Origin of the sequence: Natrarchaeobaculum aegyptiacum (genome assembly GCF_002156705.1) — an archaeon.
In the GTDB taxonomy this organism is placed as follows: Archaea; Halobacteriota; Halobacteria; order Halobacteriales; family Natrialbaceae; genus Natrarchaeobaculum; species Natrarchaeobaculum aegyptiacum.
In genome coordinates this window covers 1,471,197-1,485,377 of record NZ_CP019893.1, presented here as the reverse complement: position 1 = coordinate 1,485,377, position 14,181 = coordinate 1,471,197, and the positions used below count along the sequence as shown (strand labels likewise).

Sequence of the window (14,181 nt, the reverse complement as noted above, 5' to 3'; positions counted from 1 at the left end):
AGGCAGCGCAGCCACTTGACGGATGCGCTTGGTCGTCGATCGGCTACTCCCACCCCACAGACGTGATATCTGGCTGACTGTAACGAATCACAGCATACGCTCATAATCGTTCAGCGTGACTGTCACTCGATCGATGACGAAAGACGAGACCCGGGAAGAGGCGAACAGTGACGTGGGGGCGACCGACGACCGTGAACGATCGTCGGACTGGGATGTCGATCGTCGACGACTCCTCGGCCTCGCCGGATCGGCGGGGACCGTAGCGCTAGCCGGCTGTACGATCGACGAGGACGGAATCAGAATCTCCTTTGGTGACGACCCGGCGGACCCCGATTCCGGTGACGGTGCCGGCTCGACGGACCCCGATTCCGGTGACGGTGCCGGCTCGACGGACCCCGATTCCGGTGACGGTGCCGGCTCGACGGACCCCGATTCCGGCGATGGAGACGGCGCGGATGACGGAGGAGCGGGAGGGGAGAGCGGAGACGGCGCGGATGACGAGGAGGGGGACGGAGAGGACGATGGCGCGGATAAAGAGGCCGGTGATAGTGCGGATGACGAGGAGGAAGAAAAGGGGAGCGAAGATGGAGCGGATGACGAGGAAGACGCGTCTGACGATTCGGATGCAGACGGAGAGGACGATGGCGACCCCGAACCGACGTTCTCGGAGGACTGCATCAACGTCGACCCGACGAACCTGTCCATCGACTCGATCAGCGGCGGTCGGTGGCGCATCCGGTCCGGGAGGAGCGCGCTGTTGATCTTCGACGAGAAGGAGAACGCCGAGAGGGCAAAAACGATCATCGAACACTACGGGTTCACCAGTTACTGCTTCGTCGGCCGGCCGGACCCGCCGATGACCTACTGGCTCGTCGACGGCTCCGCACCGTCGGCCTCAGATTCGCCCGGCTTCAGCGAGGACTGCATCAACGTCGATCCGACGAACCTGTCCATCGACTCGATCAGCGGCGGTCGGTGGCGCATCCGGTCCGGATCGAGCGCGCTGTTGATCTTCGACGAGAAGGAGAACGCCGAGACGGCGAAAGCGATCATCGAACACTACGGGTTCACCAGCTACTGCTTCGTCGGCCGGCCGGACCCGCCGATGACCTACTGGAGACGCTGACCGTCGTCGAGCGGTGACGATATCCCCGACGTTCGCCGTCGTCCAGCCACTACTGGGATCGCAAGCCATCGCCGTGGTGTGATCGACACCTCTCCGTTTCGACTGCACGACAGTATAGTAAATTTATTGCCAACACTGCCGAACGGCGCTACCGCGACCTCGTCTCGAGCTGCCGATTTCGTGGGGTGAGGGTGTCTGGTACGAACCTCGAGCCGGCTGCCGGTGTCTGCGTTTCGTATGTGGTGGGGACTGGAACTCGCACACGAGATGTTTCATCACTGTATTATTCTGCAGAAAACAATTATCGGGTCTGTGTGAGGACGTTCACTGAGAGACGATGACGAACGACGACGCGTTCGAACTGGAGGAGCCGAAAACTCGAGACGGCTCTGCGGAGGCGACGAGGGAGACGAGCGACGCCGAGGGACTCGATCGGCGACAGCTGCTCGGTGCCGTCGCATCGACGGGTGCTGTGTCGCTGGCCGGGTGTACGGTCAGTAGCGACGGAATCGAAATCTCCTTCGATGGCGACGCCGAGAACGACCCAGTCGATGCTAGTGGTGCTGGAACCGATCCTGCGTCGGCAAACGGCGCGTCGGGGGAGCCTGCAGCGCCCGACGATGGCGACGCCGAGGATTCCACCGGAGCGTCTGGGGACTCGACGAACGCCGGGAGTGACGGTGGTGAGTCGACGCCGTCGGAAGAGACCAGCGGGCAGACTGCCGACGACGATGGGACGGCCCAACAGAACCAGGGGTCGAACGAGGCCGACCCGACCAACGACAGCGGAGACTCGACCGGAGACGGTGACACCGACGACGCTCCCGGCGATGGGGCTGACGAACCGGACGACGACGCTGAAGCGGACGAATCGGGCGACAGTGACGACGGCGACGACGAATCGGAACCCGACGACGACCAAGCGGTCGAAGACGACGACGAATCGGAACCCGACGACGACCAAGCGGTCGAAGACGACGACGAATCGGAATCCGACGATGCAGAAACCGACCGCACTGCGCTCCCGAACGTTCGAATTCACGACTTCGAACTGACCACAACGTCGGGTGATATGGACGTCTACGGCAAAATCAGTGCCAGAGGGATCTACGACGAAGACGAGTACATCACCCCACGAGGACACTCCACCTGGGAAATCTGGGACCTCGAGGAGGACGACGCCATCTCCCTGACCGACGGCTCGTCGACGGCAATCGATACACCTGTAACGATCGAGTTTCCGGACGAAGCCGTCGAAAACGTCGACGAACGTGATCCCTACCTCGTCGTCCGGGGCGATTTCGTACAGCGACGACCGTCCGACGAAAATCGATTTCTTGGCTGGGGTTCAATTCGCGTGCCGCTGAAGGCTGGTTCTGACGCGGAGTACGACCAGAAGAAACTCACGTTCACCGAGGGCGGAGCGGACCTTCGGTTGACCTTCTCGGTCTCCCCCCTGGACCTGAGTCTGGCCCAACCGATCGACGGCGATCTCAGGGAACTCGACGGGAACATCCCGACGATGCTCTGACCGTTCGGCGGGTTCGAACCGTCGTCTCGCCGCAGTACGTGAATCGCTCCTTCCCGACCTGCGTTCAGCGTCCAGTCACCCTTGGCCGCTGCCGGCCCGTCGAGGGAATCAGCACCTCGAGCGCCCCATCGACGTGAGGTCCGGGTGGCTGGAGAGGGTTCGAAAATCGGCGTCGGTCAGTGACGAAGCGGTCCGTGTCCCGAATCACTCGACTCGAGTGACTCTAGGCGTGGGGCTTCTTGTCCGCTTTCTCGGGGACTTTCTCGCCGTCTGCTTTCTCGTCGGCTTTTTTCTCGTCGTATTTCTGGTCCTCTACGTTGTCGTAGTGCTTTTTGTCGTCGTATTCGTGGTTGTCTGCTTTCTCGTCGGCTTTTTTGTCGTTGTATTCGTGGTTGTCTGCTTTCTCGTCGGCTTTTTTGTCGTCGTATTCGTGGTCGTCTGCTTTCTCGTCGGCTTTTTTGTCGTCGCCTTTCTCTGCCGGTCCGTCGTCAGGGCTTTCCCCGACGCCTTCCCCGTCCACTGCCAGTTCGACGGTGAACTCCCGATCGGTGACGTCCTGCGGTGGCTCCAGGTAGCCGATCGCGAACCCGGTGTAAACCGTCCCGGCCTCGAGTTCGACGTCGAACGTCGCGACGTCAGTTACGGGGTCGCCGGCCGGCCGGACCGAGAGCGTATATGCGCCCGCCGGTACCGCGAGGTACTCCGAGACGTCGCCGAAGGAGACGTTCTCGACCAGCGGCGCGTCGTCGGCCCAGATATCCACTGCGGGCGCGTCCGGCGAGAAGTGTGCGACCCGGACGTACGCCGCGTCGGGTCCGTCCGCCGGGAGCGGGTCGGCATCGACGAGGATCTCCGGTCGGAACGTGCCAGCCTCGAGTTCACCGATAGCGGCGACCGTGTAATAGGCCGCTTCGACCGCGACCTTGTCTTCGAAGACGACGGCGTCGGGATCGCCCGCGGCCGTGATCGCGACCGTGTACGTCCCGGGTTCGAGTTCGAGGTACGGCGAAATGGAACCGTATGCGACGTCCTCGAGCACCGGTGCGCCGTCGACGTAGACGTCCACGTTCGGCGCGTCCGGCGAGAAGTGTGCGACCCGGACGAACGCGGCGTCGACTGGTTCCTCCGGTCGTTTGTCGTCTTCTACTGCTCCTTTTTTCGGTTGATCGTCGCCGTACTCTCCAGTTGCGAAGGCGGTTCCGCTGGTGGCCACGAGGCCACCGGCGACGCCGATCGTTTTGATCGTCGAACGTCGTGATACGTCCATGATACGTAAGAGTAGGAGGACCAGGCTCGGAAAAACCCGGTTGTCAGTAACGGAGATTGTTCCCTCGTTTCTCCGAGAGGGAGCGCGGAAATAGCGCCGTGAACAGGTCGCCGACGAGTCAGTGCGACGTTGGTCAGCTCGAGGACGCCAGCCCCGGGTGGAGTCTGCGCCCGTATGTCCCACGTAGCGTCAGTAAGAAACCCATACAGACCTGTAGGGGAACGATTCCGACGCGTCGACGGCGATACATCGGGGGCCCGGACCGTGCTCGGCCAACGATTATGGGGACGGTGGTGATAGACACGGCTATGCCAGCATCCCTCGAACAAGCCCGCGACGACCTCAAACAGGCCGAGAAGACCGCTGACGACGACGTTCGCGAGGACATTCGGGAAACTGCCGAAGCGTTTCGAGACTACGTGATCGGCGAGCACACCCCCGACCACGCGGTGCTCGACTCCCACCTCAACACACTCAGGCAGGTTCGCGAGGAGGTCGACGGCGACACGAAAGAACGGATCGAACGAGCGCTCGAGGCGACCGAAAACTACCGCGAGGACGTCGAGCAGGCCTAGGACGTCGCGACGGCTCGATCCAGAGCGGACGCCTCGAACCGGATTACGTCGTTCGGAGGTGATCCGTACTCGGCTCGTAGACCTCGCCTTTCTGCTTGAGTTTCTCGATCTCGTGTTCGGCTTTCGACTGGTCCATGCCGATCTCCTCGGCCCGGTCCATGACGATGTCGATCGGCGCGCCGTCGTCGTACTCCTCTTCGACGTCCGCGATGAGCTGTTTGATGTTCTTGATCCGATCGCGCTGGGACTTGGAGGTCCCCGCCTCGACGATGTCGGCGTCGAACTCGCCGGTCTCCGGATCGACCCCGATGTCGCGCAGACAGGAGTGGACGATCTCGATTACGCGTTCCGCGTCGTGACGCTCGACCGTATCCGAGAGTCGAACGCGCGCACTCGCCTCCGAGAGCCGCACCAGCGCCTCGAGTTTCCGCGCCGTGACGGGAATCGGCGCGTCGTCGTCGGTCCCCTTCGATCGCAGGTCGACGTAGAAGTCCCGGATGGCTTCGCGAGCCTCCTCGGTCATCCGCGGATGACAGTTCTGTTTGGCGAACGCGATGTACTTGCGCAGCAGTTCGGCGTCGATGTCCGGATCGACGGACTCGGTCATCTCCTCGATTTCCTCGGCGCTGACCTCCATGGAGGCCATCTGCTCGCGCTGGGTGGTCAACTCGCCCGCGTAGTTCGTCGTCAGGATGTGGTCGGCGAGGTTTCGATCCTTCTCCTCGTTGGGCTCGTCGGTCACCGTAAAGATCAGGTCGAATCGCGAGATCAGCGCCGGCTCGAGGTCGATCTGTTCGCCGATGGGTTCGTAGTGGTCGAAGCGGCCGTACTTGGGGTTGGCCGCGCCGAGCAGCGAACAGCGAGACTTGAGGGTGGCGTTGATGCCGGCCTTCGAGACTGAGATTTTCTGTTGCTCGAGGGCCTCGTGCATGGCGGAGCGGTCCTCCGACCTCATTTTATCTAGCTCGTCAACTGCCGCGATTCCCTGGTCTGCCAGTACCAGCGCGCCGGCCTCGAGGGTCCACTGCTGACCGTCGCCGAAATCGTCTCTTACAGCGGCGGCCGTAAGACCGGCCGAGGACGAACCCTTGCCGGAGGTGTAGACAGATCGAGGTGCAATGTTCTGGATATATCCGAGCATCTGTGAGTTGTGCGAGACAATTCCGTTCGAAACGTAGTTGTGGGTGCCGGCGACCTCGAGGTCGTACACCCAGTCGTCGTCGGGTTCGACTGGTTCAATGGATTCGATTCGCTCCCAATAAACGTCGCCTGTGACGATTTGTTCGAGGGCTTCGACACTCTCGGTTAGTGATCCGCCGTCAGCTCGGATGGCTGTTTCTCCGTCTTGGCTATGTGCCGATGGCAACGCGTCTCTAAATGTTCCGACGACTTTTCGAAGACTTTCACGGCTTGGATTTCTCGATCCTCTCTCGTAATGTTGATACGTCGACCGTGGCACACCACAATCGGCTTGGGTCAGTGATAACGCCTCCCGAATCTGCCTAAGCACTGGGCCAACTTTCGGAACGACGTCGACGTTCGTGTTACCGGTTGTCTCACCGTATTGTAACGCAGCCTTCTGTTTTCGATCGGTCACGAAGCCAATCTGGGTGACGTACTTCGCAAATTCGTTTCCGCTAATCCTGAGCCGATAACTACCGTTTCGTCGTCGGTGAAGTTGTGAACGAATCCCGACAGAGAGTAGCAGCGTCCGAACGTCTTCGAGCAACTCACGGCTCACTGATGCAACCGAAATCTCTCTCTGAGACGTTGATATGTGGCCCTCTCCTTCGATGAAACCTTTGAGGAACTGCGATTTTGTCTGCGTGGATGCCGTACAGATTGCATCAGGGACACGCTGTTTGTTGGACGGTTTGAGAATGCACGGTTCGAGTTCCCTGAGGAAGCTTACGAACTCTCCAGCGGAACAGAGCACCTCACGTGCGTTCTTCGACTCATGAGACTCTCGTTCTGTCGTGTTGAGTCCTAAGCTTTCTAGAGCATCTGTCGCGTCGTCCAAAACTTCCCTATCGTTATTCGTAATGGAAACAAAGCCTGTGTTGTCGTTTCGCTGTTCTACGTATCCTTCTGCAACGATGTATCCGATTAGACGGGCCAACGACGGTGTCCACTCCTGGGGTAATTTGAGCTGAACTGCGTTACGCGATTGTGACTTTCGGAAATCGACGTTAATCGAGTCGTCACCGTTTGCTGGAAGTGTTCGCGGCGCAGCGATAAACTCGCCTTCGTCGAGATTTTCCGCGACGACTGGCTCGAACTTCCCCTCGCTTTGCACGAACAGCGGATGCGACGGCGTCACCTCGAGTTCGCGACCGCTCGAGGTCCGTATCCGATACATCTCGTCCGGCGCTTCCCGCTTCCAGACTTTGGTCGTCCGCTGCGGAGCGATCGACCCGTCAGCTTGCAGCGACGGGACCTCGAGGTCGACCTCGTCCCACCAGCCATCGTCGATCGACTTCGGATCTGTTAGATTCGATTCGACGATATCACGGATGGGTACGTCTCGCCCGTCCCCCAGCGTCACTCTCGTGTCGCCGCTGACGCACTTACCAGTACCAGGATCACCGATCAGGAGCATGTGCAGGTCCCCGCGGATTCGCGAGCCGTCGGGGAGGTGCTTGGTCACGCCCGAGAAGAGCTGGAGGATCATCGCGAGTTTCTCCTGATCGTAGCCGTAGATCGAGGGGGCGATCGAGCCGACCATCCGCTCGTAGACGTCCTCCTGATTGGATATCTCGTAGATCTGCTTTTTGTCCTCGTCGGTGATGTCCATGTCCTCGAACTCCTCGTCTTCGATGTCGACGGCCATCCCCTCCATGTAGAAGTCGAAGACGGGGCTCTTCTCGCCCTGGCTCTCCTGTTGCTCGAGGCGGAGCACGCCGGTCGTGGAGACGTGGTCGCCCGGGGTCACCTCGCCGGTGATGTCGTCTTCGACGTGGACGTCGAGCGACTGGGGGGTTTCCCCACCGCGGAGGCCCTCTGGACTCTCCTGGATGCGCAGCTTCTGGGAGTCGACGAACTCGGACTGGTCGAAGTTGACGCGGAAGGGGCCCTGGCGTTCACAGCCCTGACACTCGTGGGGTTCCTGGAAGTTGCCCGTCGACTGCGGGATTCGGGTGAGTGTGCCACAGAGCTGACACTCGAAGGCCGCTTCCTCGATCTTCGGGCGGACGTCGGTCGCCTTCCGGACGATTCCCCGGACCTGCACGAGCTTGTTCATGTGCTCGGCGCGGATCTCGCGGATCTCGGGGGCCTCTTCGCTGGGGAGGTTCTGGACCCGGACGTGTGCCTGCCCGAGGCTCACGTCGATCGGGAGGTCGTAGAGCCGCAGGGCCTCCTCGGCGTACCGCTGGAGCTGTTCTGGGTGCTCTAGAACGTCGTCTGCCAGGTTGGGGTCGAACCGGTAGAGGTCCTGCCAGTCGACGACGAGCGACCGCTGTTCGTTGGGGTACCGCTGGGCAAGCTGCTTGATCTCGCTGTCGTAGTAATCGCGGAAAAACTGCTCGAAGGCGTCGACGAGTTCAGCGTTGCCCGATTGTGCCATTGCACTGGTCTAGGACACCCTTCAGGTATAAATTGTTGCACAGCCGGTCGACTCCGCGTCGGAGTCACCACGAGAACGGACCTGGTCCGGGCCACGTCGAACCGTCCGTTCGACGGCCGAGCCGGCGACCGTCGCCGGCCCGGACACGCCGTCTGTCGTCGGGTCCTGTATCCCTGTCGCGTCGTCGACGGTGAGGCGAATCGCCTCGAGCCACCGACGAGGACGTGGCCACGGTAGTCCGGTACACGATGATCACTAATGAAGATTCAGGGCTGGTTTCACAACCTGCAGCGTGCAACGTACCGGTTGACGCGGACCTCTCTCGTCAGTCGAGGGCCCTGAGACGCCCGTAGACTCGTTCGTGGGTGTTCGGCTGGTGCCACCTGTGGGTACTCGTCCGGTCACTCGAGGTCGATTCCGTACTCCCCGAGCAGTTCCCGGAACTCGTCTTCGTCGACGATCGGGACGTCGTTCGCCTCGGCGTCGTCGCGTTTCGTCTGGCCGGGATTCGCGCCGACGACGAGGTAGTCCGTGTTGCCCGAGACGCTGCTCGTGGCGTTCGCGCCGTGGGCCTCGACGGTCTCGGCGGCCTCCGCGCGGGTGACGCCCTCGAGCGAGCCGGTGAAGACGAAGGTCAGCCCCTCGAGGTCGTCGCCGCCCGCGTCCGTCTCGGCTTCTTGCGGAGAGACCCGCGCCAGCAGGTCGTCGATCGCCGCGGCGTTGGCCTCGCTCGCGAAGAACTCGTTGATCTGCCGGGCGACGGTTTCGCCGACGTCGTCGACGCCTTCGAGTCGTTCCGGGTCGTTCTCGGCGACGTCGCGGAAGGCCTCGAAGCTCCCGAACTCGCGGGCGAGTTCGCGGGCGGTCGACGGACCGACGTGGGGGATGCCGAGCGCCGAGAGGAAGTCCGCAAGCGCGGGCTCCCGCGCCGCCTCGAGTTCCGATCGCAGGTTCTCGGCGCTCGTCTCGCCCCAGCCCTCGAGGGCCGTTAGCTCCTCGCGCTCGACGTCGTAGAGGTCGGCGATCGAGCCCACGAGGCCGGCGTCGACGAGCTGGCGGACGCTCTTCTCGCCGAGTCCCTCGAGGTCGAGGCCGTCGTCGCTGGCGTAGTACTCGACCGACCGCCGAAGCTGGGCGTCACACGCCAGCCCGCCGGTACAGTGGGCGAGGGGGCCGTCGCGCTCGACGGGGCTCTCACAGACCGGGCAGTGGTCGGGTAGTTCGTAGTGGCCCTCGGTGCCCTTCTCGACGACCTCCTCGACGTAGGGGATGACGTCGCCGGCGCGCTGGACGCGGACCGTATCGCCGACGTTGACGTTCTTCTCGGCGATCTCCTCGGGATTGTGCAGGCTCGCCCGCGAGACCGTCACGCCGCCGACGTCGACCGGCTCGAGCAGCGCGACGGGCGTCAGTCGGCCCGTCCGACCCACCTGCACGGCGACGTCGACGATCGGGGTCACCTCCGCGCGGGCGGGGAACTTGTAGGCGAACGCCCAGCGGTCGTGCCTGGCAGTCTGGCCGAGTTCCTCGCGGGCCTCGCGGTCGTCGACCTTGATGACGGTACCGTCGATCTCGTAGTTCAGGTCGTCTCGCTCTTCGAGCAGGGCGTCGCGGTAGGCGATGGCCTCGTCGATCGAATCCACGACCTCGACGCGGTCGTTCACTCGCAGTCCCCAGTCGGGGAACCGCTCGAGCGCTTCGTGGTGGGCGTCGATGCCGTCGCTCGAGTCCAGAATGTCGAAGAAGAACACGTCGAGCGGGCGGTCCGCCACGACGGCGGGATCGAGCTGGCGGATCGTCCCTGCGGTCGCGTTCCGGGGGTTCGCGAACGGTTCCTCGCCGCGTTCGATCCGCTCGCGATTGTACGCCTGAAAGGCGTCTTTGGGCATGTAGACCTCGCCGCGGACCGCGAGAGAGTCGGGATACTCGCCGTGGAGTCGCTGGGGAACCGAGCCGATCGTCCGGACGTTCCGGGTGACGTCGTCGCCTTCGCGGCCGTCGCCGCGGGTGACCGCGCGCTCGAGCGAGCCGTCCTCGTAGACGAACGCCATCGAGACGCCGTCGAATTTGGGTTCACAGACGTACTGGAGGTCGTCCGCGGCGTCGCCGTCCGCTGCGTCTAACTCCCGTCGCACCCGTTCGTCGAACTCTCGGACGTCGTCGGCCTCGCCGCTCTGGTCGATCGAGAGCATCGGCGCGACGTGTGCGACCGTCTCGAAGGCCTCGAGCGGTTCGCCCCCCACGCGCCGGGTTGGGCTGTCGGGATGCGTGAGGTCGAAGGCGTCTTCGAGTTCCTGCAGGCGGGCGAACAGGCTGTCGTAGGTTCGATCGGCGATCAACGGGTCGGCCTCGACGTAGTAGCGCCGGTCGTGTTCGCGGATGGCTTCCCGGAGCAACGCGGTCTGCTCGCGGGCCTCGGATTCGGAGAGGGAGTCGACCGGTTCGAACTCGGTCGGTGGGTCCCGAAGGTAGGGGTTCTGGCCTCCCTCGTCTGCACTCTCTCCTCCAGAACCGTCTGCGCGCTCGTCGTCGCTCACGCCCCCGTCGGCCGCTGGGTCTCTCCGGGCCATCGTCTCGCTCGAGGGATTGTCTCGCTCCCCTCTAAAGGCCGATGGTTCCCGCCCCGACGGTTGCTTTCCTCCCGGTTCGTTCGTCGCTCTGGCCACGATTCTCAGACAGAATACTATCGAAATCACAGTATAGATACGAAAGTGAAAAGAACTCCCTCGCTCGAGTCGGTACCTCGATCTGTTCCGATCGTGGCGGCCACTCCTGACGAGGTGTCTGAACGGGCACAGTCTGCCCTACAGGGCTCGAAACCGTGTGTGTGGCGGTTCCCGGAACCGTCATCGTGTCGTCGGCCGACGGACTGAACAGAGTGGACAACACTTTGGCTATTTCCAGAAGGAATGCCGATATGTCGATTCTACCCGCGATATCTCGGTTGTTTGCGTTTCGAACCGGTCGAGTCGGTGGGCTGTCAGGAGTTTCGAGTGGAAGTTATGAATTCCTGCTAGGATACAATTCCAATACTATATTTGATATTAGGGTGGGCAGAACCCGCTGTCTCGAGTGCGGAAGAAAACCGAAACCGTTCGCAGGAAAATCGACCGTACGCTCAGTCGTCTGCCGGGGCGGAATCGTCGCTCGAGGGTTCGACGCTGACCTCGATGTCGGCGGCGGCGGCCTTGTACTCGGGGATCTTGGCGCGTTCGTCGAGCACGTCGTTCGTGAGCACGTTGGCCGACGCGGAGGCGAAGTGTGGCGTCGTCCAGATCGAGCCCTCCTTGATGTCGGTCGTCACCTGCGCTTTGACCGTGATCTCGCCGCGCCGGGAGCTGATGGTGACGTAGTCGCCGTCCTCGACGCCGAACTCCTCGGCGTCGTTCGGGTGGATGTCGACGAAGTTCTCGGGGTACTGGCGGTTGAGCGTCGGCGAGCGGCGGCTCATCGTCCCCGTGTTGTAGTGTTCCTCGAGCCGGGCGGTCGTCAGCGTTAATGGGTATTCTTCGTCGGGAACTTCCGCCGGCGGCGTGTGGGTGACGCCAACGATGCGGCCGAGACCGTTCTCGGTGTCGAACTCGTCTTCGTAGAGGAAGGGGTCGCCTTCGTCGCCGATGTCGTAACAGGGCCAGTGCAGCCCCTCCTCGCCGAGCAGGTCGTAGGTCATCCCGTAGTAGCTCGGACAGACCTGCCGGAGTTCCTCGAAGGCCTCCTCTGGGTCCTCGAAGTCGAAGCTGCCGTCGTCGAACAGCCGACTGCCGACCTCACAGAGGATCTCGAAGTCGTGTTTGGTGTTCTCTATGACCTTGCCGACGCCGCGCATTCGCTGGACGCGCCGGTCGGTGTTCGTGACGGTTCCGCCGCGTTCGGCCCACGTCGTCGCCGGGAGGATCACGTCGGCGTACTCGGCCGTTTCCGTCATGAAGATGTCCTGGACGACCATGAACTCGAGGTCCTGGATGCGTTCGGCGACCTCGTTGGCGTCCGGCTCGGACATGATGGGGTTCTCGCCCATCACGTACATCCCCTTGATCCCCTGGCCGAACTCGTTGGAGATTTCGACGTTGGTGAGCCCCGGCTCGTCGGGTACCTCGAAGCCCCAGACCTCCTCGACGGACTCGCGAGCCTCGTCGTCGTCGACCAGCTGGTAGCCCGGCAAAACGTTCGGCATCGCACCGACGTCACAGGTCCCCTGGACGTTGTTCTGGCCACGCAGGGGGTTGACGCCGGTTCCGGGTCGGCCGAGGTTGCCCGTGATTAGCGCGAGGTTGATCTCGTTTTGCACGTTGTCGACGCCGCAGGCGTGCTGGCTCATCCCCATACCGGTGAAGATGGCGGCGTTGTCGGCCGTCGCGTACGCTTCGGCGGCTCGCTCGATGTCCTCGAGCGGGATGCCACACTCTTCGGCCGCCGCTTCCGTGTCGAAGTCCTCGAGCGTCTCGACGAGGTCCTCGAACCCCTCGGTTCGCTCTTCGACGAACTCCTCGTCGACCCAGTCGTTCTCGAGGATGGTCTTGAGGACGATGTTCAGCAGCGGGATGTCGGTTCCCGGGTTCAACTGGAGGTGCTGGTGGCGGTCGGTGTCCTCGATGTCGAACGACCGGGTCGTCTTGTTCGCGTGGGGGTCGACCTGGATGACGGTCGCGCCGTCGAGGACGGCCTGACGGAAGTAGACGCTGTTGGCGATCGGATGCTGTTCGCCCGGGTTCGCCCCCTGGATCCAGAGCACGTCGGCCTCCTCGCTTAAGTCCTCCATGCTGTTGGTCATCGCACCGGCGCCCAGACTCGTTCGGAGCGCCCAGACCGTCGAGGCGTGGCACATCCGCGTACAGTTGTCGACGTTGTTGGTGCCGATACGACGGGCCAGCTTCTGGAGGAGGTAGTTCTCCTCGTTCATCACCTTCGAGGAGCCGAAAAAGCCCAGCGCGTCGGCGCCGTACTCTCCACTGATCCGCTCGAGTTCGCCGACGACGCGCTCGTAGGCTTCTTCCCAGGTGGCTTCGCGGAACTCGCCATCTTCGCGGATCAGCGGCTCGGTGAGCCGATCCTCGTGGTTGACGACCTCGGTGGCGGCGCCGCCTTTGATACAGATTCGCCCGGAGTTGACCGGCGCGTCGCCCCACGGCATGAAGGAAACGTCGCCGGATTCTTCGTCTGCCTGGACCTGGATGCCACAGCCGACACCACAGTACGGACAGATCGTCTTTACTGGTTCTTCACTAGACATTGTTGGATACCCCGCTGTTAGCAGTCATCGCTACCACTCACAGTATGGCAATACTCGCGAGTGCATTTCAATCTATGTTATTCTGGCTCGCACGCCCGCGAGCCTCCGGGTGCTCGAGACACTATGCCGGAACCGCCCGTCCAGCGCATTGCCCGTCCAGCGCAACGCCTACGGGGGTACTCGTCCAACGCTCGACCGATGGATCTGACTCGAGCGACCGTCCGTGACGCCGCAGCCGAATACGAACGTGAGGAGCCGCTGTACACGGTCGAGGCCCAGCACGTCGAGACGCTCCCGGACGCGCTGGCCGCCGGCGAGTTCGGCCGCCGCGACGGCATCTGGGTGGTTCGATGGTTCCGTCGCCGGTATCTCGGGAACGTTCCCGACTCGATCCCGAACGACCTCGAGGATCGGTTCGAGGAAAACGGCTACCGGGACGTCGTCGATGCAGTGACGGCCGCCGGGACGGCGTTACAGACCGATACGGAGGCGGCTGCCGAGGAAAAAACTGGCTCGGCGACGGCTGGTGAGGACGCGACTGGCCCAACGAGTGGCGGGTTGGAATCGGACAGCGACGGCACGGACGTCCGCGCAGGTGCCGACCTCGAGACGGCCGTAGATCACCTCCGGGGCCTCGAGGGCGTCGGCGTCCCGGTCGCCTCGGCGTTTTGCTTCTTCCTCGACCCCGATCGCTTCCTCGTGATGAGCGACCGCGAGTGGACGGCCCTCCACGAGGCGGGCGAACTCGAGGCACCGTACCCCGATTCGCCGACCGTCGGGGAGTACGAGGCCTACCTCGAGACGATTCGATCGGTGGCCGATCGGCTCGAGTGTGACCTGTGGACGCTGTACCGGGCGCTCTGGCGGCTGGGTCGGCAGTAGGAGTG

General features: G+C 62.8%; 8 protein-coding genes. 4 read left to right on the top strand and 4 right to left on the bottom strand.

Features of this window, described 5'->3' with window-relative positions; genetic code table 11:
- Window positions 1-133 precede the first annotated feature (133 nt).
- The gene (locus B1756_RS19365) at window positions 134-1,126 is read left to right on the top strand and encodes a hypothetical protein (protein ID WP_086887950.1); all 993 of its coding nucleotides are present in this window, start codon (window positions 134-136) and stop codon (window positions 1,124-1,126) included.
- A gap of 337 nt (window positions 1,127-1,463) precedes the next feature.
- Window positions 1,464-2,657, top strand: coding sequence for a hypothetical protein (locus tag B1756_RS07330; protein ID WP_086887949.1), 1,194 nt, complete (start codon window positions 1,464-1,466; stop codon window positions 2,655-2,657).
- Window positions 2,658-2,880: 223 nt separating this feature from the next.
- On the opposite strand, the gene B1756_RS07325 is transcribed toward B1756_RS07330, so the two are convergent.
- On the bottom strand, window positions 2,881-3,924 hold the full coding sequence (locus B1756_RS07325; RefSeq protein WP_086887948.1) for a DUF4397 domain-containing protein: 1,044 nt from the start codon (window positions 3,922-3,924) through the stop codon (window positions 2,881-2,883).
- Between the two features lie 308 nt (window positions 3,925-4,232).
- On the opposite strand from B1756_RS07325, the gene B1756_RS07320 reads away from it, so the two are divergent.
- Complete coding sequence (locus tag B1756_RS07320) at window positions 4,233-4,499, top strand: DUF7553 family protein (RefSeq protein ID WP_086887947.1); 267 nt, start codon at window positions 4,233-4,235, stop codon at window positions 4,497-4,499.
- 43 nt (window positions 4,500-4,542) lie between these two features.
- Here B1756_RS07320 and B1756_RS07315 read toward each other — a convergent pair whose 3' ends face one another.
- From B1756_RS07315 to fdhF, 3 genes are all read right to left on the bottom strand, one after another.
- The gene (locus B1756_RS07315; RefSeq protein ID WP_086887946.1) at window positions 4,543-8,064 is read right to left on the bottom strand and encodes an LAGLIDADG family homing endonuclease; all 3,522 of its coding nucleotides are present in this window, start codon (window positions 8,062-8,064) and stop codon (window positions 4,543-4,545) included.
- A gap of 401 nt (window positions 8,065-8,465) precedes the next feature.
- The gene (ligA, locus tag B1756_RS07310; protein ID WP_086887945.1) at window positions 8,466-10,634 is read right to left on the bottom strand and encodes an NAD-dependent DNA ligase LigA; all 2,169 of its coding nucleotides are present in this window, start codon (window positions 10,632-10,634) and stop codon (window positions 8,466-8,468) included.
- A gap of 548 nt (window positions 10,635-11,182) precedes the next feature.
- Window positions 11,183-13,294, bottom strand: coding sequence for a formate dehydrogenase subunit alpha (fdhF, locus tag B1756_RS07305; protein ID WP_086887944.1), 2,112 nt, complete (start codon window positions 13,292-13,294; stop codon window positions 11,183-11,185).
- Window positions 13,295-13,492: 198 nt separating this feature from the next.
- On the opposite strand from fdhF, the gene B1756_RS07300 reads away from it, so the two are divergent.
- Window positions 13,493-14,176 (top strand): hypothetical protein, encoded by a 684-nt coding sequence (locus tag B1756_RS07300; RefSeq protein WP_086887943.1) that lies wholly within the window; start codon window positions 13,493-13,495, stop codon window positions 14,174-14,176.
- Window positions 14,177-14,181: the final 5 nt, after the last annotated feature.